The organism is Kribbella koreensis (genome assembly GCF_039525325.1).
In the GTDB taxonomy this organism is placed as follows: Bacteria; Actinomycetota; Actinomycetes; order Propionibacteriales; family Kribbellaceae; genus Kribbella; species Kribbella koreensis.
The window spans coordinates 199,044-221,890 of sequence record NZ_BAAAHK010000007.1 but is presented as its reverse complement, the minus strand read 5'-3'; the positions used below and the strand labels follow the sequence as shown (position 1 = coordinate 221,890).

Genomic DNA, 22,847 nt, shown 5'->3' with positions numbered 1-22,847 from the left:
GAAAGCGTAGAGGCTCAGGGGGTCGGGAGGCGGCTCAGCAGGGTTTCGAGCATTTCGCGGGTAGCGGCGAAGTAGCTGTTCTCGCGGGTCAGGGCGCGGTGGAAGGCGGCCAGCTCGGCGGCGGAGATGGTGTTGGAGAAGGTGCTGATCTCGGTCAGGTCGAGGCGGCGGTTGAACAGGTGGACGGTGTCGCGCCAGCGGTGCAGGAGGGTGACGAGCTCGGCGTCGCGGTGCCGGCCAAGGGCGCCGGAGACGAGCGCGAGGTCGACGGCGGAGACGACGAGCCGTGGGTAGACCTGGCGTTGGGTGGGGGTTTTGGGGGAGAAGCGCTCGTCGGACAGGAGGCGGGTGTTCTCCTGCAGCTCGTCGGCCACGGCACGCAGTACGCCGGTACGCCGCTCCGCCTCCGCACTGAGCCGCTCGACAAAGATGCCGGTCAGTCCGGCGACCAGGGTCAGCGAGTTGACCGCCGGCTCCCACCGGCTGTTGTCCGGCCAGAAGAACCAGATCACCCCCAACACGAACGCCAGTGCCAGCAACCCATAGCTGACCCAGGTGACGATCACCCGCCGGTACCCGGCCCACCGCGCATCACTGCTGGAGACGCGCAACGCCCCGGCAAGCAGCCGCAGCCGGGCGAGCACCCGCCATCGCGCCCGCCGAACCGGCGCATCGGCGATCGCATCACCGGCCGCCGGCTCCGCATCCACCCCGTCGGCATCACCTTCGCCAACCGCGCCCTCGGCGCGGTTCGGAGTACCGGCGGGACCCTCGGTCACTGGGACCAGATGTCTTCAGCGAGGAGGTTGGGGATTTCGGCGCCTTCGGGGGCCAGGAGCAACAGGTCCAGGCCGAAGGGGCTGGGGCGGCGGGCGTAGCGGAAGCCGGAGTGGGCGTGTTCGATCGCGGTCAGGCCGCACTCGGAGGTGATCTTCTTCAGCCGCTCGGTGGAGAACTTGCGGGTGGTGTAGAGCAGGATCGTGTCGTTGGGCTTGAGGGTGACCTCGGTGTGGTCGGGCAACCCCATCGTCATCGACTCGGAGGTGTTGTTCTGCCAGACGATCTTGACCAGCAGCGCGTCGTCGGTCTCCACCTCGCCGCGGTAGTCGATCAGCCCGTCCTCGATCCGCAGATCCGTGTTGTACCGCAGCGCACTGGTGACGAACTCGGCGAAAGCACGAGTCTGCTGGTACTCATCGGCGGCCGCATCCGCCGCCGTCTGGTCGAGACTGCTCGTGCTGGCGACCTCGAGCAGCAGCCGGTCCTGCGGGCGCAGGATCCGGGTGATCGTGCCGAGCAGCTCCAGATCGCTCTCGAAGTTGGCCAGCGTGTTGCCGGTCAGCGTGAACAGGATCGGCTCGTCGCCGACCAGCCGGGCCAGCATCTGGCCGAGCTCGCTCATGTTGTCCGCGATCGAGAAGTCGAGCTGGACCGGCAGCACCTGCGCCATCGGGAAGCCGAGCCCGCGGACCGGCTCCAGCGTTCCCATCCGGAGCATCTCCGAGCTCATGTCGACCGGGATGTAGAACATGTCCCGGTTCTTCCGGTACATGTCGGCCAGGATCGTCCGGTCCTTCACGCCGGTACCGACGCCCAGGCTGACGAAGTGGAAACCGGTCCTGTCGGTGTGCGGCCGGACCTTGCGCCAGTGCCGCAGGAACGACTCGGCGCCGGCCTTCATCACCAGGTAGAACGGGTCGTTGGTCGCGTTCGACCAGGCGATCGTCGGGCCGATCCCCCAGTAGGAGAAGCCGGAGGTGATCTGCTTGCCGTCACCGGTCTCCGAGTGCGGTCCGCGCAGGTCGCCGGTCAGCGTCGCGAGCTTGTCGGTCTGGTCCTCGCCGACCAGCATCAGCGACCAGGCGAAGTCGTCGTCGCGCAACGCCTGCTCGAGCTTCCGGATCACGTGCACCGGCTCGTCGGTCACTTCGCTTCCCCTCCCACAGTGAGAGGTCAGGTTACCGGTTGCCCACGCTCCGCGCAGGTGTGGAAAAGGGCTGTCGCGCCGCCCCGGACCGGAGCGCCTGTCTCAGAGGGTCTGGACCGCGTCGGCCTCGCGGCCCTTGGGTCCGTCGACCACCTCGAACTCGACCTGCTGGCCGTCCTCGAGCGTCTTGTACCCGTCGGTGACGATCTTGCTCCAGTGGACGAACACGTCGTCCTGGCCGTCCACGGCGAGAAAGCCGTAGCCCTTGTCGGCGTTGAACCACTTCACGGTGCCGCGCACCATCACAACTCCTGTAGACCTTCAACGGAACCCGCTGACCGGGCTCCTCGGGTGCCCGGCCACCGGTGAACCGGTTGATCGAGCGGTCAACAAGACTAACCCAGTCCGTGGTGGAGCCGTGTGAGGATCAGCCGCGGTGGACCGATCAGCCTCGGTGGGAGGCGGCGAGGCCGATGATGCCCGCGGCGACCAGCAGCAGGGCGGCCGTGAGGCCGACGTCGTCGGTCTGGACCACGCCGTTGTCGTTGAGGATCCAGATCGAGGCGCCGCCGGTCAGCACGGTGCCGGCGATGATGCCCGGTACGTCCGGCTTGATCTTCCTCATCAGCGCTCCACCTTGATGCTGCCCAGCTTGACGTGCAGGTCGAGCACCACGCTCTGCTGGCTCACCTTGCCGTCGACGCCCAGATCGCTCACCGCCATGTCAGCAGTGTGCCCACCCTTGACCTTGCCGAAAGCATCGACCTGGCCGGTGTCGGCCTTCACGGTGCCGGTGACGTCGACGTTCGGCGGAAGCTTGACGACGACCTCGCCGGCCCCGCCGTCGACGAACACCTTGGCGCCGGGCTTGAAGACCGCCTTGGTCAGGTCCAGCTTCACCGACCCGGCGTCGAACCGGTACGTCGTACTGGCGGCGTCGATCGAGTCCGCCGGGGTGGCGACGAACTTCACGTCGGCGAAGTCGCGGGGGACGTGCGGGAAGACGGTGCTGGCCGCGATGCCGAACGCGAGCAGGATTCCGAGCGGCAGCAGGCCGATGGTCTTGCCCAGGAAGCCACCGATCAGCATGCCGGCACCGAGGGTGGCCAGCCCGATCACCAGCATCGTGGTGGTCGGTGCGCCCGACAGCCAGGCGATGGCGATCGCGGCGGCGGACAGCAGGACGACTACTGGCTTGATGCCGCGGTACCCCTTGACCGGGGGAGCAGCGGGCGGCCAGGTGGCCGCAGCTGTGGTGGGTGCCTCGTCGACGTACAGGCCCAGCGGGTCGTCCTCGGTCCAGACAGGCTGTACCGGCTCGGTCACTCGGTCCTGGGGTCGCTGTGCGGCCGAGGCTCGCTGGTCCGCGGAGGCATCCTGCGGGCCGTCTGCGCTGGCCGCGCTAGGCGCGCCTGCTCCGGCTGCACCGGTCGGCGGGCGGTTGGCTGCGCTCCATTGGGCGGCTTGCTGGGCCCACTGAGTGCCGTGGTGGCCGTGCCGCTGTGCTCGCTCGATGTGCCGTTCGGCGTGGCGCTGGACGCGCTCGACGGTGCGCTGGGCCCGCTCGGCGCTGCGCTCGCCCCAAGCGGCATTGCGGTGCCCCCAGTGGCTGCGGCCCTTGCGGCGGAACACGAACAGCCAGAGCAGCCCGAGCACCACCAGTGGCCCGGGAACCAGCTTGCCGAAGTTGAAGGACGACATGAGCGCGATGGCGGAGAACACGCAGACACCGATCACCACCGGCCACAGCCACGGGTGGTCGGGACGTACCCGGTCACCGAGCACCCCCTGCGCGGCCGAGCGGTCGCTGCCCTCGTCCGGCATCAGCACCCAGGCCGCGATGTAGAAGATGATGCCCGGGCCGCTGAGGATCAGTACTGCCATCACTACCCGGATCAGCACGGGGTCGACGTTCAGTGCGCGGCCCATGCCGCCGCAGACTCCGGCGAGCATCCGGTCCGACCGACTACGGCGCCAGCTCTGCACATCCTTCAGCTGGTCGCGGTCGAATCCCCCGCTCGAGTTCTGCTCCATGCCATCGATAGTGTCCCCTCCGGGCCTGCGGCAACATCGGGGATCCCCCTTTGCCGACCCCGGGTCGCCGGTCGGCAACAGTCGGCTAGGGGTTCACCCCGGGCCGACCCTGAGCGCAGCGAGTGACCGTTGAGGAGTCAACCGGGGAGAAGCCTGCTGGTGCGCGGCCTGCTGGCATGTGACGATCGTGGGGATGACACAACCAGCTGCAACCGCGCCTCCGGGCGGGTCCTCGGGCCCGGTCGGCGGTTCGTATGCCCCGGGGCCGCCGTACAGCCCCCCTGGAGCGCAGCAGCAGCCGCCACCTGGCAACGAGCCCCCACCGGTACGCCGCGCCTATCGGCGAGCCGAAGGCCGCGTATTGAGTGGCGTGGCCGGCGGCATCGCCGATCACCTCAACGTGTCCGACACCGTAGTCCGCCTGGTCTTCATCGGCGCCACAGTCTTCGGCGGATTCGGCGTACTCATCTACGCCGCGCTCTGGTTCCTCATGCCGCTCGAAGTGTCGACCGGCCCCAACGCACCCGGTCTGGCCGCTGCCACTCGCAATGGGATGCGCCCGGAGACCCCAGTGCCTCCGATCGCGTCACCGAGCAAGGAGCGGCGCAAGGAGAAGAGTCGCGGCCAGCTGACCGCGCTGGTCGTCGTCGGCATCGGCGTGCTGCTGCTGCTCAACGTGGCCGGGTTCGGCGTCGCGGGCAAGATGTTCTGGCCGCTGGTGTTCGCCGGTACCGGTCTGGCGCTGATCTGGCGGCAGGCGGACGAGGGGCAGCGCAACGCGTGGGTCGGCAAGGCCCCGACGCTCAACACGTTGTTCGGCAAGGGTGGCTGGAAGTCGGTCATCCGGGTCGCTGTCGGCCTGATCCTGATCGGGACCGCAGTCACCGTCTTCCTGGTGCAGAACGGCCGGCTGTCAATGGTCGGCGACGTACTGGTCGCCCTGCTGCTCGCAGTGGTCGGTATCGGCGTCATCGCGGGGCCGTGGGTGCACCGGCTCAGCCGTGACCTCAACAACGAGCGTGCTGAGCGCGTGCGGTCGCAGGAGCGGGCCGACATGGCCGCGCACCTGCATGACTCGGTGCTGCAGACGCTGGCCCTGATCCAGAAGCAGGCGAACGACCCGCGGGCCGTAGTACGGCTGGCTCGGTCGCAGGAGCGCGATCTGCGGTCCTGGCTGTACGACGAGGACGACAACACCGACCAGACCCTGGCCGGAGCGGCGAAGCGGGCCGCTGCCGAGGTGGAGGACTCCCACGGCGTACCGGTCGAGGTGGTGACCGTGGGCGACTGCGACCTGACCGAGGGGCTGTCGGCGATGGTCCGGGCGGCGCGCGAATCGATGGTCAACGCCGCCAAGCACTCCGGAGCTGACAAGATCGACGTGTTCGTCGAGGTGGACGGGGACCGGGCCGAGATGTTCGTCCGGGACCGCGGCAGGGGCTTCGACACCGACGGGGTGCCGGAGGACCGGCTCGGGCTGCGGCACAGCGTGATGGGCAGGATGGAACGGCACGGCGGCCGCGCAACGGTGCGGTCGAACCCGGAGACAGGCACCGAAGTGCGACTGGAGATGGACAGATGACACAGAGGCGAGTGGTGGTCATCGACGACCACGACATGTTCCGGGCCGGCGTGCGCAGCGAGATCGGCGCCTCGGTGGAGATCGTCGGCGAGGGCGCCGACGTGGAGTCCGCGGTCAAGGCGATCGTCGGGACCGAGCCGGACGTGGTGCTGCTCGACGTGCACCTGCCCGGCGGCGGTGGTACCGAGGTGATGAAGCAGGTGCACCAGCGGCACCCGGAGATCAAGTTCCTCGCGCTGTCGGTCTCCGACGCGGCCGAGGACGTGATCGGCGTGATCCGGGCCGGCGCCCGCGGCTACGTCACCAAGAACATCAGCGGCACCGAGCTGGTCGACGCGATCGGCCGGGTCGCCGACGGCGACGCGGTCTTCTCACCGCGGCTGGCCGGCTTCGTCCTGGACGCGTTCTCCGGCGCCATCGACATCGCCTCGGTCGACGAGGACCTCGACCGGCTGTCCCAGCGCGAACGCGAAGTGCTCCGGCTGATCGCTCGCGGCTATGCCTACAAGGAAGTGGCCCGGGAGCTGTTCATCTCGGTGAAGACGGTCGAGACCCACGTCTCGTCGGTACTGCGCAAGCTCCAGCTGTCCAACCGGCACGAACTGACCCGCTGGGCCACCGACCGCCGGCTGGTCTGAAGGTCTGACGGTCAGCGGCCGCCGGTGGAGGCATAGGGGAGCAGGGCCATCTCCCGGGCGTTCTTGATCGCCCGGGCAACCTGCTTCTGTTGCTGGACGGTGAGCCCGGTGACCCGGCGGCTGCGGATCTTGCCGCGGTCGGAGATGAACTTGCGGAGCAGGGCCGTGTCCTTGTAGTCGACGAACTCGACCTTGTGCAGCGGGTTCTGCTTGGGCTTGCGGGGACCGGCGGGCTTGCCACGTTGTGCCATCGTCACACCTTACATACTATTGACAATCGTTTTCAAATAGCGTGGCGAGTTGTGGCCAGGGCACAGATTCGCCACCCCGACAGGGGCGCAGCGGGCTTTGGGACTGTTATACCGTCGACTCTCATGGAGCGGAATCTCACAGCCGAACAGCTCGCGCTCTTCGAGAAGGAGTTCGCGTCGAACCCGCAGTACCGGGTGATGCAGAACGCCGTCACGGAGACACCGATCGCCAAGATCGCCCTGGATCGCCAGATCGTCACCTCGATCGACCATTCCGTGTCGAACCTGCTGGACGACTGGAAGGTGACGAACCAGAAGAAGAGCGGCCGGTGCTGGCTGTTCGCCGGCCTGAACCTGCTCCGGGCCGGGACCGCCGCCAAGCTCGGCGTGAAGGACTTCGAGTTCTCCCAGAACTACCTGCTGTTCTGGGACAAGTTCGAGCGGGCCAACTTCTTCCTCGAGGCGATGATCGACACCGCCGATCGCGATGTCGACGACCGGACCGTGGCGCACCTGCTGTCCGACCCGATCGGTGACGGCGGCCAGTGGAACATGTTCGTCGCGCTGGTCCGCAAGCACGGCCTGGTGCCGAAGACCGCGATGCCGGAGACCGAGAGCTCGTCGGCCACCGCGCAGATGAACGACTCGCTCCGCAAGCTGCTCCGGCAGGGCGCGCGCGACCTGCGCAAGATCGAGGGCGCCGAGGCACAGCGGGCGCACAAGCAGGAGCTGCTGACCACGATCCACCGGGTGCTGAGCATCCACCTGGGCACGCCGCCGCAGAAGTTCCTGTGGCAGTGGAAGGACAGCGACAAGGGCTTCCACCGCGACGGCTGGACGACGCCCGCCGAGTTCGCCGCGGCGTACGTGACCCTGCCGGTCGACGATTACGTCTGCATCGTGCACGACCCGCGCGAGTCCAGCCCGGTCGGCAAGACCTTCACCGTCGACTACCTCGGCAACGTCATCGACGCGCCGCCGGTGGTCTACCTGAACGTCGAGATCGACCTGATGAAGCAGCTCACCCAGGACGCGATCGTGGCCGGTGAGCCGGTCTGGTTCGGGTGCGATGTCGGCAAGCAGATGTCGGCCGACCTCGGCTACTGGGACGCCGCGCTGTACGACTTCGGCGCCGTCTACGACACCGAGTTCTCGCTCGACAAGGCCGAGCGGCTGCTGCACCACGAGACGCTGATGACGCACGCGATGCTGTTCACCGGGGTCGACCTGGTCGACGGCAAGCCGCGCCGCTGGCGGGTCGAGAACAGCTGGGGCGACGAGAAGGCCGACAACGGCTTCTGGACGATGAACGACTCCTGGTACGCCGAGCACGTCTTCGAGATCGCCGTCCGCAAGTCGTCCCTGCCGGCCGACCTGCAGGCCCGCTTCGACGAGGCCCCGATCGTCCTCCCGGCCTGGGACCCGATGGGCGCCCTCGCCGACTGATCACCTGTACTTCCGAACGGCCGGCGCATCGATGCGCCGGCCGTTCGCCGTTTCGGCGCTAGAGCGACGCGCGGATCAGCGCCGTCATCTCCTCCGGCCGCTCCAGCGACGGCAGATGCCCGGCCCACGCGAGCTCGGTGTGCTCGACGTTCGGCAGCAGTTCGGTCAGGTACTCCGCGCAAGCGCCGAAGAACTTCAGCTCATGCGCACCAGTGAAAAGCCTGATCGGCGCCGTGATCCCACCGACCTCCCATTCGTCGGCGTCCACCTCGCCTGCCGCCAACTGCACCTCGAACGCATGCCGCTGCATCACCCGCACCAGCTCGCGCGCCGCGTCGTCCGCCTCCGGCCCCACCGACGTCCGCACGTTGAGCTCCGTCGCCCCGTCGACATCCCCGGCTTCGAGCAGCGCGTTCTCCTCGGCCGCGAACGCCCGGAAGTCATCGGTCGGCACCACGTTGTCGGCCGGCGGTGACATCAGCACCAGCCGCTCGAACCGCTCCGGCGCCCGACTGGCCGCCTGCAGCACGACGTACGCGCCATAGGAAGACCCGACGGCCTTCGTGACGGACACCCCCAGCTCATCGAGGACTTCGAGCACGTCCGCGGCATCGGCGTACTTCGCCCCACCCTCGAGCGGCGTCTCGCCGTACCCGCGCAGATCCACCGTGATCACCCGATGGTCGACCCGCAGATCCTCGATCTGCCGCTCCCACATCCGCGCATCACAAACCCCGGCGTGCACCAACAGCACAGCCGGCCCGTCCCCAACCACCCGATGAGAAATCACCCCCGGAGCCTCCCGCCCCACCCCCTCCCACCGCAAATCCTTTATCCACAGGCGATCAGCCGAGACGGATGACGGTGAAGGCCTCGGCGTAGTGGGACTCGGGGAAGCCTGCCCGCTCGGCATTGTGGTTGAGCATGGTGCGGACCCGGGGGATCAGGGTGCCGGGGTCGGCGTGCTGGCTGGTGTGGGCCATCACGGCGGCGAGTTTCTGCTCGACGGTGTCGGTGATGTCGACGTAGTGGTTGAACTCGGGATGCGCGATCAGCCACAGCTCGCCGACCGTCCACGCCTCCTCGGTCAGCTCGGGGTAGGCGAACGGGTTGCCGGCGGCGGGGAAGAACGCGCGGACGGTGGCCTCGCCGGCCGCCAGGTGGTCGGGGTGCGAGGCGGGCAGCCGGGACCAGTTCCGCTCGGGCGACTGGCAGAGCAGCCGCTGCGGGCGGACCTGGCGGATCACCCGGGTGATGTCGCGGATCACGTCCTGGGTGGGCTCGAGGTAGCCGTCCTGGTAGCCGAGGAAATGCAGGTCGTGGACCCCTACCTGGGCGGCCGCGGCGGTCTGCTCTGCCCTCCGTACGAGCGGCATCTCGGCGCGGTCGCGGTCGGTCTCGAACCCACCGGCCTGGCCGTCCGTCACCACGCAGTAGCTGACCTCGATCCCCGCCTTGGTCCACAGCGCGACCGTGCCCGCGGCGCCGAAGTCGACGTCGTCGGGGTGCGCGGACACCACCAGCACGCGCTCGATTTCACTGTCAGGACGGGGATTCGCAGTCGGCACGGTCACGCGGTGACCTTAACTCCTGTCGCCGTCAGAGCAGGAGTGCGCTTGAGGTTGCGGTGCTGGATCACCTCGTCGGCGATGCCGTAGTCGCAGGCTTCCTGGGCGGTGAGGACGTGGTCGCGGTCGGTGTCGTGGCGCAGGCGCTCGATCGACTGCCCGGTATGGGCCGCCAGGATCGCCTCCTGCTGGCTGCGGACGCGGACCAGCTCGTCGGCCTGCAGGATCAGGTCGGGGATGGTGCCTCGACCGCTTGCGCCGGGCTGGTGCAGTACGACGCGCGCGTGCGGCAGGATCGCCCGCTCGCCAGGTGCTCCGGCGGCGAGCAGTACTGCGCCGGCCGCGATCGCCTGGCCGACGCAGAACGTCGCGACGGGTGCGCTGATGACCTGCATGGTGTCGTAGATCGCGAGCATGGCCGTCATGTCACCGCCCTCGCAGTTGATGTAGAGGTTGATCGGGCTCTCCGGCTTGTCCGCCTCGAGGTGCAGCAACTGGGCGATCAGCGCGTTGGCGACGCCGGCGTCGATCGCAGTACCGAGGTAGATGATTCGCTCGGTCAGCAGGTGCGAGTAGACGTCCATGATGCGTTCGCCGCGCGGGTGCGGGCTGATCACGTTGGGAATCATGTAGCTCATGCGCTCGCTCCTACCTGGACAGGCATCACTTGGTCGAACGTCTCGACGATATGGTCGATGAACCCGTACGTCCGGGCCTCCTCGGCCGTGTACCACCGGTCGTGCAGCGAGTCGTCGAAGACCGTCTCGATCGACTGCCCGGTATCGGCCGCGACCAGGCCGAGCACGGTGTCGCGGATGTGCCGCAGGTCGTTCGCCTGGATCTCGATCTCCACCGCCGAGCCACCGATCCCGGCCGACCCCTGGTGCATGAGCACCCGCGCATGCCGGAGCGCGAAGCGCTTGCCCGGCGTACCGGCCGACAACAGGAACTGCCCCGCACTACAGGCCAGCCCGAGTGCCACCGTCGACACATCACACGGCACCAGCCGCATCACGTCCCGGATCGCCAGCATCGACGGCACGGACCCGCCGACCGAGTGGATCCACAGCGAGATGTCGGTCGACGGGTCCTCGGCCGCGAGGGTGAGGAACTGGGTGGCGAGCAGGGTCCCGTTGTCGTCGGTCAGCTGGCCGTCGAGGACGACGATCCGCTGCCGGTACAACGATTGCCGGGTCTGCTCGTTGAACATGGGAGTCTTCTGGTCATCCGCCATGTACCCACCATGGCCACCCGGCCGCCCCTCACCCCAGCTTTTCTGCTGGCAGCAGGTCTGCTCTCAGCCGACTAACCGGCCAGCAGCTTGTAGTACAGGTTGGCGTAGCGGTTGTCGCCGCCACCGCTGGGCCTGGACGCGAAGCCGAAGAACAGGCCCAGGTCGCCGGAGTCCATCCGGTGGATCGCCATCCCCTCGGGCTCGCGGTAGATCAGCGATTCCCCGGCCCTGGTGACGGCGGGATCGCGGGTGAACTCACCCGTGTTCAGGTCGACGGTCCGGATGGTGGAGTTGATGTTGTCCGGGTTGGTCTGCCCGTCGCCGTACCAGAGGTAGGCGTACTGCCCGTAGAACGTGTAGCCCTGGAACGTCCGGCTGTAGCTGGGCTGCTTCACGTGGACCAGGCGATCCGCGGCAAGGCCCTCGCGAGCCTTGCTGAGCGGCCAGACGCTGAAGTAGAAGCTGCCGTTCTCCTTCCTGCGCACCATCAGCCGCTTGTTGACCGGGTCGACCGTGGCGGTGATCGTGTCGCTGCCCCGGAAGAACTTCGCCTCGGTGGCGATCGACTCCCGGACGATGTTCTTGAACTGCACCCGGGCCAGCGCGGTGCCCCGGCCGTCGCCGTTGTTCTGGTCGGCGTCGCACTCGATCCAGATGTAGGTGATGTCGCCGACCGGCTCCGCGGCGATCGAGACGCCGTGCCCGGCCCGCTTCACCGTCATCGACCCGAGCACGGCCCCGCTGGCCGACACCTGGTTGACGACCAGGTCGGCGCCGGACCCACCGTTCTCGGCCTGCACGACGAACAGCCGCCGGTTCACGTCGTCGAAGGTGAACCCCTGCATCGAGTGATGCGTCTCGTGCAGGATCTTCGGCCCGAACAGGTGATGCGGAGTGGCCCCGAGATCGAACTCCGGCGACGGCGGCAACACAGCGTTCGCCGTGCCGGTGGCGAGCAGACCGCTGCCGAGGGCTCCCGCTCCCACGGCGGCGCCGGCCCGGAAAACACCTCGGCGGCTCAAACGAATCTGGTCCAGCGGTTCCATGACTACTCCTTCGGATGGGCGGACTACTGAAGGTAGTACGCACCTCCGACCACCCGAGTCGCCGAACGGTTCCCAGTCCGTACGAGGTTTGTCGGCTGGGGTGTCTAAGGTGGTGGGCGATGACGACGCTCTTTTCTCCAGATGAACTGCCGGTGCCGCTCGAGGAGCCCAAGAAGCATCGGGCGGATCCGGCTGCGCTGCTCGAGGGGCTGAACCCGCAGCAGCGGGCTGCTGTGGTGCATGCGGGCAAGCCGTTGCTGGTGGTGGCCGGCGCGGGGTCGGGCAAGACGCGGGTGCTGACCCGGCGGATCGCGTATCTGCTGGCGGCCCGGGACGCCCACCCGGGGTCGATCCTGGCGATCACCTTCACCAACAAGGCGGCCGCTGAGATGCGCGAGCGCGTCGTCGAGCTGGTCGGGCCGCGGGCCAAGCTGATGTGGGTCTCCACCTTCCACTCCTCCTGCGTGCGGATCCTGCGCCGCGACATCAAGCGGTTCGGGATCAGCTCGACGTTCTCGATCTACGACGACACCGACTCGCGCCGGCTGATGACGCTGGTCTGCCGCGAGCTCGACCTGGACGTCAAGCGGTACAACCCGCGCGCGATCCTGAACTGGATCAGCACCCAGAAGAACGAGCTGATCGACCACGAGACGGCCGCGTCGAAGACCTCCAACCACCTGGAGGAGACGTACGCCGAGTGCTACCGGATCTACCAGGAGCGGCTGGCCCAGGCCAACGCGCTGGACTTCGACGACCTGCTGATGACCACGGTCAACCTGCTGCAGGCCTTCCCCGAGGTCCGGGAGTACTACCGGCGCCGGTTCCGCCACGTGCTGGTCGACGAGTACCAGGACACCAACCACGCGCAGTACACGCTGATCCGCGAGCTCTGCGCCGAGCTGGAGCCAGGCCCGAACGACGGCCCGGTCAGCCCGCCGGCCGAGCTGATGGTGGTCGGCGACTCCGACCAGTCGATCTACGCCTTCCGCGGCGCGACGATCCGCAACATCCTCGCCTTCGAGGAGGACTTCGCCGGCGCCGAGACGATCCTGCTGGAGCAGAACTACCGCTCCACCCAGACCATCCTGACCGCGGCCAACTCGGTGATCAGCCGCAACGAGGGCCGGATGGCGAAGAACCTCTGGTCCGATCAGGGGCAGGGCGAGCAGATCGCCGTCTACGTCGCCGACAACGAGCACGACGAGGCGCAGTTCGTCGCCGACGAGATCGACCGGCTGACCGACGCGGACGGGGTCAAGCCGTCCGACGTGGCCGTGTTCTACCGGACCAACGCGCAGTCCCGGGTGTTCGAAGAGGTCTTCATCCGGACCGGCCATCCGTACAAGGTGGTCGGCGGCGTCCGGTTCTACGAGCGCAAGGAGGTCCGCGACGCGCTCGCGTACCTGCGGGTGCTGACCAACCCCGAGGACACCGTCTCGCTGCGCCGGATCCTCAACGTGCCCAAGCGCGGCATCGGCGAGCGCGCCGAGGCAGCCATCGAGGCACTGGCTCTGCGCGACCGGATCACCTTCTCGGCGGCCCTGCGGCGGGCTCACGATGCGCCGGCGATGGCTAGCCGGAGCGCCAACGCAGTACAGGGCTTCATCGACATCCTCGACGAGCTGACCGCGATGGTCGACTCCGGCGCCCCGCCGGACGACATCCTGGACGTCGCCCTGCACCGCTCCGGGTACTACGAGGAGCTGCAGAAGTCGCCCGACCCGCAGGACGAGACCCGGCTGGAGAACCTGGACGAGTTCATCTCGGTCGCTCGGGAGTTCGTCGAGGAGCGCACCGCGGCCGCCGAACCGTCCGACCTGCAGGCGTTCCTGGAGCGGGTCGCGCTGGTCGCCGACGCGGACCAGATCCCCGACGCCGCCAACGACGGTGGCGTGGTCACGCTGATGACGCTGCACACCGCGAAGGGGCTGGAGTTCCCGGTGGTGTTCCTGACCGGGATGGAGGACGGCGTCTTCCCGCACTCCCGGTCACTGAACGACATGAAGGAGCTGGAGGAGGAGCGCCGGCTCGCGTACGTCGGTATCACCCGCGCCCGGCAACGGCTGGCGATCTCGCGGGCCGCCGTCCGGAGTGCGTACGGCGCACCGCAGCACAACCCGCCGTCGCGGTTCCTCGAGGAGATCCCGGCCGAGCTGCTCGACTGGCGCCGCGACGAGTCCGCGATCACCCGCTGGTCCGGTACCGGTACGTCGTCCGGCGGGGCCAGTGGGGTCCAATCGCGGTGGGAGCCGGCCCGGCGTACTGCCTCCGACAAGCCGATCGTCAGCCTCAGTCCGGGCGATCGGGTGGTGCACGACAGCTTCGGCATGGGCACCGTCGTGGTGGTCCGCGGCGAGGGCCAACAGGCCCAGGCGGACATCGACTTCGGCTCCGAAGGAGTCAAGCGCCTCTTGCTCCGCTATGCCCCTGTGGAAAAGATTTAACAGACCACGACGTGCCGAAAAGCAGGCTGGCTGCGACAATTGGTGTTTCGGCCCCTCCCGGACGAAGGTCCAGCCCCATGCCCAAGGCACCAGACGCGAGCAACCGCCGGATCATCCTGGCGGGAGCGAACCCTGGGCTGCGGCTGTTCGACAAGGACGGCAAGGTCACCGCGTTCGCCTCGATCTGGATGGTCGACTGGTCGATCTGCGGGGCCGGTACGGCGGTCGTACTCTGGTTCGACGGGATCGTCCGGGTGGTCTCCGAGGACGTCGACCTGGCGTCCTGGCTGGAGCGGTACTTCGTCCGCTCGTTCCTCGAGGTGCAGGGGCTGCCGTGGCACGAGCCGGCCGTCGAGCGCGACCTGGTCCAGGTCTCGATGAACCTCGCCGACGGGCTGAGCGCCAAGGCCGCCGACATCCAGATCGAGATGGGCGGCGTGCTCGACCGGCGCCTGTTCGCCACCGACAACTTCCAGCTCGCCGAGGGCGCCCACAGCCTCAGCCTGGTGATCGCCCCGGTCCGCTCCGCCACGGTCTCGATCGGCGGCGCGTCCGTACCGGGCTTCGTCCAGGTCGACGGCTCAGCCGACCGCCCGGGCTCCTCGGCCTTCCTCACCACCGCCGAGGTCTGGCGCCGATAGAGCGGCCCACCAGTTCTCCATCCGGAGAGCAGTTGCTGCCGTACGTCCGTCTTCGACCACCCGGGCGGCGCGGAACAGGTACGCCGCGATCCCAGCGGCCCCCTGCATCCAGCCGACCCCAGGTGGCAGCAGCGGGACCTCGTCGCGGTGCTCGATGAACTGCCAGTAGGCGTACTGCCCGTCGCGGACCGCTCGCTCGACCAACGTGTCAGCCAGCGACAGTGCGAAGTCCAAGTCGACCTGGTCGCCCGTCGACTGCCACGAGTCGAGCAGTACGTCGGCGACTCCCGTAGTACCGCAGCAGCGGCCGTCGTTGTCCCAGAAGCCCGGGTAGAGCCGCTCCGGCAGCCCAGACATCCGAACACTGTGGTTGCAGCGCCTCCGCCACGTCACCGGCGACTCACCGGCTACATCGTTGACATCGGCGTGCTGCAGCGCCGCGAAGAGCAGCGACGTACCGGCCGGGCCATGGCACCAGTTGTAGGTGACGGGGTCGAGATCCGAGTCCTCTCGGATCGGTACCAGCCGAGGGACGAGCAGGCCCTCGCTGTCGCTGACGGTGAGAGTGACCAGATGCTCTGCTCCACTCAGGGCAGCAGCGAGCAGCTCTGGCCGGCCGAGCTCGACACCGGCGATCGCCAGCGTGGCAGCGATCCCCGCAAGGCCGTGGGAGAGGTTCGGCATCGAGGCCCTCGGCTCGATCAGGTAGCGCTCGGGGATGAACGGCCAGTCCAGCCCGGTGGGCCGCGAGACGGCTTCAGCGCGCAGTACGGTCACTGCCTGCTCTGCCAGCCGGGTAGAGCCCTCCACGCCGCTCCTGCGGGCCCACAGAGCACCCAGAAGAACCCCGGCGGTACCGAGCGTCATGTCGTTGATCCGCGCGCCAGGCAGGTACCGGTCCGGGTCTGCGAAGCTCGACGGCCACCCGTCGGGCTCAGCCAGCTCCAGCAGCCGCTCGACGGCAGCATCCGAGCCTGGAACACCCAGCGAGGTCAGTACGCCGATGTGGCTGACCAGCCCGTCGAAGAAGGTGTAGTTCTCCTCCTCTGCGATCGCCGCCCGGATCTGCTCGGCGATCGCGTCAGCGAGCGTCTGCTCCTCAGCAGTCCACGGCCGGCTGAGCTTGATCTCGGCCAGTACATGCGCCAGCCCACCAAGCCCGCTGTGCATCCCGTTGTCCCGGTACTCCGGTACCGCCACCGGCTCCGGCCCACCCACCGACTCGGGGATCCATGCCCCGGCGTCCCACCGCACCTGGTCGAGCACCCACCGCCAGGCGGCTTCGGCCACCGCACGATAGGAGTCTGCGGAACGGGCCATCAGCGGGCGATCGCGTTGCGCAGCCGGATCCCGCTGAACTCGAGCGTGCTGGCGACCACCGCGTCCCAGAACTCGTGCAGCCGGGGTAGTACGCGCAGCTGAATCCCGGCCTCGGCATGCAACTCGAAGAGGTCGCCCACTCGCTCCGGCGGTCCGAGTGGCGTCACCTCGGTCGTCGCTACAAAGGCCGCCTCGGCCGGCCGGAAGGGCTCGGCGGGCAGCCGGTACGCGTACAGCTCGACCGTACGGATCGCCTCCAGCCAGCCGTACTCGATCGCGTGTACTCGCGTGCCGCTCCCGTCGCCGATGATCCGGGCGCGGTCCTCCGGCGACGTCCCGGGGCCCACCCACGCCATCGCGCGGGGGCACTGCCGGGGGAACCAGTAGTCCGGGGCGCGATCGTGGCCGACGGCCCAGACGTACTCGCCGGTCTTCGACGACGTCGCGGCGACGTGGGGGCGGAAGGTCCGGATCGTCGGATCCTCGGAGAAATGGAGTACCTCACCAGGCCGCGGGCGCATGCGCGGCAGCCTAGTACCGCTGATCCGCGGTGAGCCAAACCTTTGGGTCAGGGGTTGAGACCGCAGTGGTTGCGCAGCCACGGCATCGGGTCGATCGGGTCGCCACCATTCGGGCGGACCTCGAAGTGCAGGTGCGGGCCGGTGGTGTTGCCGGTGACGCCGACGGCGCCGACCTGGTCACCGGCGTACACGGTCTCGCCGACGGAGACGCTGAACTTCGACATGTGGTTGTACCAGGTCTCGGTACCGTCCTCGTGCCGGACGCGGACCTGGCGGCCGTACGGGCCGGCGAACTCGGCGCTGACCACGACGCCCTTCATCACGCTGCGGATCGGGGTGCCGATCGGGGCGGCGAAGTCGGTGCCGGTGTGGTTGCGGGCCCAGCGGCCGCCGGCCTGACCGAACCCGGCGGTGATGTGGTAGCCGGAGATCATCATCTCGCAGCGGGTGGCCGACTCGCGGGCGGTCTTCTCGGCCAGCTCGGCCTTGGCCTTCGCGGCGGCCAGCGCGGTGGCGCGCTTGGTGGTCAGCGCGCGGGTGGCGTCGAGCTTGGCGGCGCGGGCCCTCGAGATCCGGTCGGCCGCGGCCTGCTTCTTGTTCGTCTCGGTGCCGGCCAGCTCGACCCGGGAGGAGTCACGGGTGGCCAGCTGGCGGCGCTCGATCCGCGCGGTGGTCAGCGCGTTCATCTGGCCGTCGCCGATGCTCAGCGCGGCGATGTTGACGGCCGAGTTCGCCGACGTCGGGTTGGCGAGCGCGCTGTGACTGAAGCCGACTGCGCCGGCTGCTGCGGCCAGAGCCGCGGTCAGTCCTACTACCTGAGTACTGCTGGGGGTGTTACGCCTGGCGACGCGATGCTTGCCACTGTGACGACCTGCGCCGGTCTTGCGCGCAGCACTGGCAGCTTTGCCTGGCGTGACGCGGCTGGCCGCGGCACGATGCTGGGACACAACGTGGCCTTTCGGTCACAGGGGAGGGGGCTGTCCGTTCACCCTCGGTGAGGCTTTTATTCCTCTCCGGGGGCTCATGCACCATAACGGAACCGCAACGAACCGACAAACCCCGCCACCCCCTTTTCGGCCCCACCTTCACGAAACTTTTGCATGCGCGGCTGCACGTGCATCGGCCTGAGCGCTCAGAAGGCTGCTATGTCAGGAAGAACTTTCACGCGACTGTGTGCTGTTCGTCGTCGAGATGCGACAACATTCCGGTGATCTGGTGCACCACGTCGCCGTGGAACGGCAGCGACAGGTGGCCCACTCCGTCGACCCGGACGTTGCGGGCGACCAGGTCGGGGTGCCGGATCCGGGCCCGCCGCTGCGGCACGATCAGCTGGTCGACGTCGCTGTAGAACGCGACGAAACGGGTCTGGCAGTCCGGCGCCGGCTCGGCGAGCTCGGTCATCAGGTCGCTGTCCGGCCGGAGCTGCTTCACGAGTGGCCACGGGAGCAGTCGCGCCGCGACGGTGCCCTGGTGGGGCGTCCCGAGCGTGACGCAGGTGTGGACTCGCTCGGAGCCGCCGAGGCGCTGGACGTAGTACCGCGCGATCAGGCCGCCGAGGCTGTGCCCGACGATGTGGATCTGGTCCGATCCGGATTCCTCGCACAGCCGCTCGATCTCGGCGCCCATCCGCTCGGCGGTACTCCGGACGTCCAGGGTCAGCGGGGAGTACGAGAAGGTCTGGATCCGGGTGAAGCCGCGGCGGAGGAGCTGGCGGCGCATCAGGGCGAAGACGGTGTGGTTGTCGATGATGCCGTGGGCGAGCAGGATCGGCGTACCGGCCGCCCGGACGTCGCCGACCAGGAGGCTGCGCTGGGCCGGGGTCAGGCCGCTCAGGGTGAGGCGCTCGGCGCGGTTGCCGGAGGCGCCGACCAGGCCGAGCGGGTACATCGCGAGGTGGGTGGTGATCCAGCCGAGCTCGACGGCGGCACCCTGCAGCACGCGCGGCGACAGCACCGAGCGGGCGCCGTACTTGAGTCCTTCGAGAGCTCCCCGGATGTCTTCGGCGCTCATCGCGTCTCCTCACTCCCAATCAGACCCCCCGTGCAACTGGTCCGATCACTTTCAACGGTAACCGGTTCCCAGTTCGCGTGGCCGGGAACACACGGCTCCGTGTCTGATCCGTGAGGTAGCTTCTGCATATGTCTGCCACGAGCCCTCTGCGAGTAGTTGTCGCCAAGCCAGGACTGGACGGCCACGACCGCGGCGCGAAGGTGGTCGCCCGCGCGCTGCGGGACGCCGGTATGGAGGTCATCTACACCGGCCTGCACCAGACCCCCGAGCAGATCGTCGAGACGGCGATCGCCGAGGACGCCGACGCGATCGGCCTGTCGGTGCTGTCCGGCGCCCACATGACCCTGTTCAAGAAGGTCCGCGAGCTGCTCACCGAGCGGGACGCCGACGACATCGTGGTGTTCGGCGGCGGGATCATCCCCGAGGCCGACATGCAGCCGCTGGCCGAGCTGGGCGTGCACAAGATCTTCACCCCGGGCGCCACCACCACCGAGATCGTCGACTGGGTCCGCGCGCACGTCGGCGACGCCTCAGCGACCGCCTGAACACGGTGCGCTGCCGATTGGCTTGTTACTGATCGGTAATACCTAATCGTTAAGAAACACCTGGTTGTGCACGGTGTGGAATCGCGGTCGCATACAGCCATGCGTTTGTTCGTTCATGGCGCTGGGATCGACAAGATGTGTGGCTCAGGACACATCGGCCCCGATCTCGGTTACTGTCCGGATAGGGCGGCTCGCAGCGTGGTGGGGGTCTGCGGACGACCGACGCAGGACCAGGTGATATCCCATCGGGAGAGGGCAGGTACACGATGAGGTTTGAACGATCACACACGCGCAAGGCGGTCGCTCTGGCCGTGGCCGGCAGCCTGGCGCTGCTGGCGTCGGCGTGTGGCGGTGACGACGGAAGCAAGAGCGACACCAGTGGGGGCGGAGCGGCGGCGCTCGACGGTACGGGGCCGATTACGTTTGCCACCGGCAAGGACACGTCCGGCAACCTGACGAACCAGGTGAACGCCTGGAACTCGCAGCACCCGGACCAGAAGGTGACCGTCTCGGAGCTGCCGGAGTCGGCCGACTCACAGCGCAGCCAGATGATCCAGAACGCGCAGGCGAAGTCCGACGCCTTCACCGTGCTCAACCTGGACGTCGTCTGGACCGCCGAGTTCGCGGCCAACCGGTGGATCACGCAGCTGCCCGAGGACAAGTTCCCCGACCTCGGCAAGTTGCTGCCGTCAACGGTCGACACGGCGAAGTACCGGGACAAGCTGTACGGCGTACCGGTCACGTCCGACGGCGGACTTCTCTACTACCGCAAGGACCTGCTCGACAAGGCGGGCGTGAAGCCGCCGACGACCTGGGCTGAGATGAAGGCCGCCTGCGACAAGATCAAGACGTTGCCCGAGGGCAAGACGATCGGTTGCTACGCGGGTCAGTTCGAGAAGTACGAGGGCCTGACGGTGAACTTCTCCGAGGCCGTCAACGGTGCGGGCGGTGTGGTCGTCGGTGACGACGGCAAACCGAACGTGGACACCCCGGAGGCGCTGGCCGGTCTGCAGTTCCTGGTCGACGGCTTCAAGTCGGGCGAGATCCCGAAGGCGGCCATCACCTACCAGGAGGAGCCGGGACGCCGTGCGTTCCAGGAGGGCAACCTGGTCTTCCTGCGCAACTGGCCGTACATGTACGCGCTCGCCAACAAGACCGACGGTTCGTCGAAGGTCGCGGGCAAGTTCGCGGTCGCGCCGCTGCCGGGCAAGGACGCCGCCGGCGTCTCGACCCTGGGCGGTCACAACTACGCGATCAACGAGTACGCCAAGAACAAGGGCACCGCGGTCGCCTTCATCAACTTCATGGCCAGCGAGGAGCGGCAGCGCGCCAACATCGAGAAGACGTCCCAGGCGCCGACCTGGGCCTCGCTGTACGACGACCCCGCGCTGAACAAGACGTTCCCGTACCTCGCACCGCTGAAGGCCTCGATCGGGTCCGCCAAGTCGCGGCCCAAGGTGGTCAAGTACGGCGATGTCACCACTGCCATCCAGGAAGCCGCGTACGGCGCCCTGACCGGCACGACACCGCCCAAGGATGCGCTCTCCGGTCTTCAGGCCAAGCTGAGCACACTCATCACCCAATGATCGAAACGGCGGGGCCGGTGCGCGACGAACTGTCGACGTACCGGCCCCGGCCTGTCCCTGCCCGGCGCTGCCGGGTGGAGAGAAGGAGGCAAAGGTGAGTGCATCCGCCCCGGTCGCCCAGCGACCGAGCGAGGAAACCACCAAGGGTGGCCGTCGCACCTCGTTCAACGAGGGCACCGGCCGGCTCGCAGCCACGCTGCTGTCACCGACCCTGATCGTCTTGGTCCTGGTCGTCGTCTATCCGATCATCTCGGCGCTGCGCGAATCGCTCTACACCAGCGGCGACCGCGTCGACGCCGACGGCTTCATCATCCAGGGATCGCAGTTCGTCGGCCTGGACAACTACTCCGCGATCTTCAGCGGCGAGGTCGGCGACCGGTTCTGGAACGCCTTCTACAACACCACGTTCTTCACCGTCACCTGTGTGGTCCTGGAGACCGTACTGGGGGTCGCGATGGCCCTGGTGATGCACAAGGCGTTCAAAGGACGCAGTGTCGTCCGGGCCGCGATCCTGGTGCCGTGGGCGATCCCGACCGTCGTCTCGGCCCTGTTGTGGAAGTGGATCTTCCAGGCCGACGGCGCGGCGAACGCGCTGATCGGCCAGCAGATCCTCTGGTCGACCGAAGGCTGGCAGTCGGTCCTGTCGGTGATCGTGGCCGACACCTGGAAGACGGCTCCGTTCATCGGGCTGCTGGTGCTGGCGGGCCTGCAGACGATTCCGGACGAGGTCTACGAAGCCGCCAAGGTGGACGGTGCGAGCCCGTTCAACACCTTCATCCGGATCACGCTGCCGCTGGTCAAGCCCGCGCTGCTGGTCGCCGTCCTGTTCCGGATCCTCGACACGCTGCGGATCTTCGACCTGCCGTTCGTGCTGGTCGGGGCGAACAAGTCCTCGGTGGAGACGTTGTCGATCCTGGCCTACCTGGAGTCGAACCAGAACCGGTACGGACCGGCCGCGGCGTACGCGACGCTGCTGTTCATCTACGTCGCGGTGACGGCGTTCGTGTTCGTCAAGCTGCTCGGCGCCGACGTCCTCGGTGACGCGGTGCAGAAGAAGAAAAAGAAGAACGGCAAGAGCAAGGACCGGCTCGATGCGCCGCCCGGCGTCGGTGCGGCGGGCCTGGGTGGCCTCGCAGGAGGAGGTGCGTGATGGCTGTCGCTGAGAAAGCTCCCGCCAAGATCGACGTCAGGGCGGCCGAGGCGAGCCCGTTGCGCCGGTGGGCGCCGCTGCTGGGCGTCGCGCTGATCGTGATCTACTGCCTGGCGCCGTTCTACTGGATGGTGGTGTCGGCGCTGCGCCGGCCGTCCGACCAGTTCAGCAACTCGATCATCCCGACCACCTGGTCGGTGCAGAACATCAAGGACGTCTTCAAGCCGGGCACCGGCTTCGGCCGGGGTCTGCTGAACAGCCTGATCGTGGCCGGCACGGTGACGATCCTGACCCTGCTCATCGGGATGGTCGCGGCCTATACGCTGGCGCGGCTGGACTTCAGGTTCAAGAACTTCGTGCTGGCGATCATCATCACCACCTCGATGTTCCCCGGCATCTCGCTGGTGATCCCGCTGAAGAAGCTGTTCGTCGACATCCACTGGATCAGCACCTACCAGGCGATGATCGTGCCCAGCCTCTCGTTCGCGCTGCCACTGGCGGTGTGGAACCTGACCACGTTCTTCCGGCAGATGCCCAGGGAACTGGAACAGGCGGCGATGGTCGACGGCTGTACGCCGGCCCAGGCGTTCCGCAAGGTGATCATCCCGCTGGCAGCGCCGGGTGTGTTCACCACCGCGATCATCACCTTCATCGCGGCCTGGAACGAGTTCCTGATCGCCCTGAGCATGGTGACCGCACAGGAACGGAAGACCGCCAACGTGGTGATCTCGCAGTTCACCGGCGCGTCCGGCCGGGACCAGCCGTTCGGCAGCCAGATGGCGGCCGGCGTGGTCGTCACCATCCCGCTGGTGATCGCCGTCCTGATCTTCCAGCGCCGCATCGTCGCAGGCCTCACCGCCGGCGGCGTGAAGTAAATTCGGCAGCCGACAGCGGCCGGAGT

24 protein-coding genes are annotated in these 22,847 nt (G+C 68.0%); 9 read left to right on the top strand and 15 right to left on the bottom strand.

Translation table 11 applies throughout. The annotated features are described in order from the left end of the window. Positions 1–14: 14 nt before the first annotated feature. From ABD116_RS14905 to ABD116_RS14885, 5 genes are all read right to left on the bottom strand, one after another. The gene (locus ABD116_RS14905) at positions 15–779 is read right to left on the bottom strand and encodes a hypothetical protein (RefSeq protein ID WP_343969183.1); all 765 of its coding nucleotides are present in this window, start codon (positions 777–779) and stop codon (positions 15–17) included. Beyond that, the gene (locus ABD116_RS14900) at positions 776–1,927 is read right to left on the bottom strand and encodes an L-histidine N(alpha)-methyltransferase (protein WP_343969181.1); all 1,152 of its coding nucleotides are present in this window, start codon (positions 1,925–1,927) and stop codon (positions 776–778) included. The genes ABD116_RS14905 and ABD116_RS14900 overlap by 4 nt, the downstream gene beginning before the upstream one ends. A gap of 102 nt (positions 1,928–2,029) precedes the next feature. Next, complete coding sequence (locus ABD116_RS14895; RefSeq protein ID WP_343969179.1) at positions 2,030–2,230, bottom strand: cold-shock protein; 201 nt, start codon at positions 2,228–2,230, stop codon at positions 2,030–2,032. A gap of 142 nt (positions 2,231–2,372) precedes the next feature. Continuing rightward, positions 2,373–2,552 carry a hypothetical protein gene (locus ABD116_RS14890; RefSeq protein WP_343969177.1) on the bottom strand — a complete coding sequence of 60 codons (180 nt, stop codon included), beginning with the start codon at positions 2,550–2,552 and terminating at the stop codon, positions 2,373–2,375. Continuing rightward, a complete protein-coding gene (locus ABD116_RS14885) occupies positions 2,552–3,961 on the bottom strand; it encodes a PspC domain-containing protein (RefSeq protein ID WP_343969175.1) in 1,410 nt (469 codons plus the stop codon). The genes ABD116_RS14890 and ABD116_RS14885 overlap by 1 nt, the downstream gene beginning before the upstream one ends. Before the next feature lie 193 nt (positions 3,962–4,154). On the opposite strand from ABD116_RS14885, the gene ABD116_RS14880 reads away from it, so the two are divergent. Together ABD116_RS14880 and ABD116_RS14875 are read left to right on the top strand one after the other, a co-directional pair. Further along, positions 4,155–5,543, top strand: coding sequence for a PspC domain-containing protein (locus ABD116_RS14880; RefSeq protein ID WP_343969173.1), 1,389 nt, complete (start codon positions 4,155–4,157; stop codon positions 5,541–5,543). Next, on the top strand, positions 5,540–6,181 hold the full coding sequence (locus tag ABD116_RS14875; protein WP_343969171.1) for a response regulator: 642 nt from the start codon (positions 5,540–5,542) through the stop codon (positions 6,179–6,181). Before ABD116_RS14880 ends, ABD116_RS14875 begins: the two co-directional genes overlap by 4 nt. An 11-nt stretch (positions 6,182–6,192) precedes the next feature. Here ABD116_RS14875 and rpsR read toward each other — a convergent pair whose 3' ends face one another. Next, the gene (rpsR, locus tag ABD116_RS14870) at positions 6,193–6,432 is read right to left on the bottom strand and encodes a 30S ribosomal protein S18 (RefSeq protein ID WP_343969169.1); all 240 of its coding nucleotides are present in this window, start codon (positions 6,430–6,432) and stop codon (positions 6,193–6,195) included. 123 nt (positions 6,433–6,555) lie between these two features. On the opposite strand from rpsR, the gene ABD116_RS14865 reads away from it, so the two are divergent. Further along, on the top strand, positions 6,556–7,878 hold the full coding sequence (locus ABD116_RS14865) for a C1 family peptidase (RefSeq protein WP_343969167.1): 1,323 nt from the start codon (positions 6,556–6,558) through the stop codon (positions 7,876–7,878). A 58-nt stretch (positions 7,879–7,936) separates the two neighbouring features. On the opposite strand, the gene ABD116_RS14860 is transcribed toward ABD116_RS14865, so the two are convergent. The 5 genes from ABD116_RS14860 to ABD116_RS14840 form a co-directional block, all read right to left on the bottom strand. Then, positions 7,937–8,668, bottom strand: coding sequence for an alpha/beta fold hydrolase (locus tag ABD116_RS14860; RefSeq protein WP_343969165.1), 732 nt, complete (start codon positions 8,666–8,668; stop codon positions 7,937–7,939). Positions 8,669–8,723: 55 nt separating this feature from the next. Further along, positions 8,724–9,452 (bottom strand): PIG-L deacetylase family protein, encoded by a 729-nt coding sequence (locus ABD116_RS14855; protein ID WP_343969163.1) that lies wholly within the window; start codon positions 9,450–9,452, stop codon positions 8,724–8,726. After that, positions 9,449–10,084, bottom strand: a complete 636-nt coding sequence (locus ABD116_RS14850) for a ClpP family protease (protein ID WP_343969161.1) — start codon at positions 10,082–10,084, stop codon at positions 9,449–9,451. Before ABD116_RS14850 ends, ABD116_RS14855 begins: the two co-directional genes overlap by 4 nt. Further along, positions 10,081–10,680 carry a ClpP family protease gene (locus ABD116_RS14845; RefSeq protein ID WP_343969159.1) on the bottom strand — a complete coding sequence of 200 codons (600 nt, stop codon included), beginning with the start codon at positions 10,678–10,680 and terminating at the stop codon, positions 10,081–10,083. The genes ABD116_RS14850 and ABD116_RS14845 overlap by 4 nt, the downstream gene beginning before the upstream one ends. Before the next feature lie 71 nt (positions 10,681–10,751). Further along, entirely contained in the window at positions 10,752–11,726 is a 975-nt protein-coding gene (locus tag ABD116_RS14840; protein ID WP_343969157.1) for a phage baseplate protein, read from the bottom strand. Positions 11,727–11,845: 119 nt separating this feature from the next. On the opposite strand from ABD116_RS14840, the gene pcrA reads away from it, so the two are divergent. Together pcrA and ABD116_RS14830 are read left to right on the top strand one after the other, a co-directional pair. Then, positions 11,846–14,173 carry a DNA helicase PcrA gene (gene pcrA, locus ABD116_RS14835; protein ID WP_343969155.1) on the top strand — a complete coding sequence of 776 codons (2,328 nt, stop codon included), beginning with the start codon at positions 11,846–11,848 and terminating at the stop codon, positions 14,171–14,173. 77 nt (positions 14,174–14,250) lie between these two features. Further along, entirely contained in the window at positions 14,251–14,814 is a 564-nt protein-coding gene (locus ABD116_RS14830; RefSeq protein ID WP_328334211.1) for a hypothetical protein, read from the top strand. On the opposite strand, the gene ABD116_RS14825 is transcribed toward ABD116_RS14830, so the two are convergent. From ABD116_RS14825 to ABD116_RS14810, 4 genes are all read right to left on the bottom strand, one after another. Further along, positions 14,755–16,134 (bottom strand): lanthionine synthetase LanC family protein, encoded by a 1,380-nt coding sequence (locus ABD116_RS14825; RefSeq protein WP_343969153.1) that lies wholly within the window; start codon positions 16,132–16,134, stop codon positions 14,755–14,757. The two genes, ABD116_RS14830 and ABD116_RS14825, sit on opposite strands and share 60 nt — an antisense overlap. Beyond that, positions 16,134–16,655, bottom strand: coding sequence for a DUF6886 family protein (locus ABD116_RS14820; protein WP_343969151.1), 522 nt, complete (start codon positions 16,653–16,655; stop codon positions 16,134–16,136). Before ABD116_RS14820 ends, ABD116_RS14825 begins: the two co-directional genes overlap by 1 nt. 47 nt (positions 16,656–16,702) lie before the next feature. Continuing rightward, positions 16,703–17,602, bottom strand: a complete 900-nt coding sequence (locus ABD116_RS14815; protein ID WP_343969149.1) for a M23 family metallopeptidase — start codon at positions 17,600–17,602, stop codon at positions 16,703–16,705. A 214-nt stretch (positions 17,603–17,816) separates the two neighbouring features. Continuing rightward, on the bottom strand, positions 17,817–18,665 hold the full coding sequence (locus ABD116_RS14810) for an esterase/lipase family protein (protein ID WP_343969147.1): 849 nt from the start codon (positions 18,663–18,665) through the stop codon (positions 17,817–17,819). Between the two features lie 128 nt (positions 18,666–18,793). Between ABD116_RS14810 and icmB the strand changes: the two genes are divergently transcribed. From icmB to ABD116_RS14790, 4 genes are all read left to right on the top strand, one after another. Continuing rightward, positions 18,794–19,210, top strand: a complete 417-nt coding sequence (gene icmB / locus ABD116_RS14805; RefSeq protein WP_343969145.1) for a coenzyme B12-dependent isobutyryl CoA mutase small subunit — start codon at positions 18,794–18,796, stop codon at positions 19,208–19,210. A gap of 266 nt (positions 19,211–19,476) precedes the next feature. Further along, the gene (locus ABD116_RS14800) at positions 19,477–20,796 is read left to right on the top strand and encodes an ABC transporter substrate-binding protein (RefSeq protein WP_343969143.1); all 1,320 of its coding nucleotides are present in this window, start codon (positions 19,477–19,479) and stop codon (positions 20,794–20,796) included. Between the two features lie 94 nt (positions 20,797–20,890). After that, positions 20,891–21,946, top strand: a complete 1,056-nt coding sequence (locus ABD116_RS14795) for a carbohydrate ABC transporter permease (protein ID WP_343969141.1) — start codon at positions 20,891–20,893, stop codon at positions 21,944–21,946. Positions 21,947–22,074: 128 nt separating this feature from the next. Then, entirely contained in the window at positions 22,075–22,821 is a 747-nt protein-coding gene (locus tag ABD116_RS14790) for a carbohydrate ABC transporter permease (protein WP_343970957.1), read from the top strand. Positions 22,822–22,847: the final 26 nt, after the last annotated feature.

What these genes read in the sequence shown, in the direction of transcription:
- ABD116_RS14825 (WP_343969153.1), bottom strand. Translation starts at nt 16,134, where the DNA reads ATGGCCCGTTCCGCAGACTCCTATCGTGCGGTGGCCGAAGCCGCCTGG.
- ABD116_RS14840 (WP_343969157.1), bottom strand. Translation starts at nt 11,726, where the DNA reads ATGGAACCGCTGGACCAGATTCGTTTGAGCCGCCGAGGTGTTTTCCGG.
- ABD116_RS14865 (WP_343969167.1), top strand. Translation starts at nt 6,556, where the DNA reads ATGGAGCGGAATCTCACAGCCGAACAGCTCGCGCTCTTCGAGAAGGAG.
- ABD116_RS14880 (WP_343969173.1), top strand. Translation starts at nt 4,155, where the DNA reads ATGACACAACCAGCTGCAACCGCGCCTCCGGGCGGGTCCTCGGGCCCG.
- ABD116_RS14885 (WP_343969175.1), bottom strand. Translation starts at nt 3,961, where the DNA reads ATGGAGCAGAACTCGAGCGGGGGATTCGACCGCGACCAGCTGAAGGAT.
- ABD116_RS14850 (WP_343969161.1), bottom strand. Translation starts at nt 10,084, where the DNA reads ATGAGCTACATGATTCCCAACGTGATCAGCCCGCACCCGCGCGGCGAA.
- pcrA (WP_343969155.1), top strand. Translation starts at nt 11,846, where the DNA reads ATGACGACGCTCTTTTCTCCAGATGAACTGCCGGTGCCGCTCGAGGAG.
- ABD116_RS14895 (WP_343969179.1), bottom strand. Translation starts at nt 2,230, where the DNA reads ATGGTGCGCGGCACCGTGAAGTGGTTCAACGCCGACAAGGGCTACGGC.
- icmB (WP_343969145.1), top strand. Translation starts at nt 18,794, where the DNA reads ATGTCTGCCACGAGCCCTCTGCGAGTAGTTGTCGCCAAGCCAGGACTG.
- ABD116_RS14790 (WP_343970957.1), top strand. Translation starts at nt 22,075, where the DNA reads ATGGTGGTGTCGGCGCTGCGCCGGCCGTCCGACCAGTTCAGCAACTCG.
- ABD116_RS14800 (WP_343969143.1), top strand. Translation starts at nt 19,477, where the DNA reads ATGAGGTTTGAACGATCACACACGCGCAAGGCGGTCGCTCTGGCCGTG.
- ABD116_RS14845 (WP_343969159.1), bottom strand. Translation starts at nt 10,680, where the DNA reads ATGGCGGATGACCAGAAGACTCCCATGTTCAACGAGCAGACCCGGCAA.
- rpsR (WP_343969169.1), bottom strand. Translation starts at nt 6,432, where the DNA reads ATGGCACAACGTGGCAAGCCCGCCGGTCCCCGCAAGCCCAAGCAGAAC.
- ABD116_RS14830 (WP_328334211.1), top strand. Translation starts at nt 14,251, where the DNA reads ATGCCCAAGGCACCAGACGCGAGCAACCGCCGGATCATCCTGGCGGGA.
- ABD116_RS14810 (WP_343969147.1), bottom strand. Translation starts at nt 18,665, where the DNA reads ATGAGCGCCGAAGACATCCGGGGAGCTCTCGAAGGACTCAAGTACGGC.
- ABD116_RS14875 (WP_343969171.1), top strand. Translation starts at nt 5,540, where the DNA reads ATGACACAGAGGCGAGTGGTGGTCATCGACGACCACGACATGTTCCGG.
- ABD116_RS14890 (WP_343969177.1), bottom strand. Translation starts at nt 2,552, where the DNA reads ATGAGGAAGATCAAGCCGGACGTACCGGGCATCATCGCCGGCACCGTG.
- ABD116_RS14820 (WP_343969151.1), bottom strand. Translation starts at nt 16,655, where the DNA reads ATGCGCCCGCGGCCTGGTGAGGTACTCCATTTCTCCGAGGATCCGACG.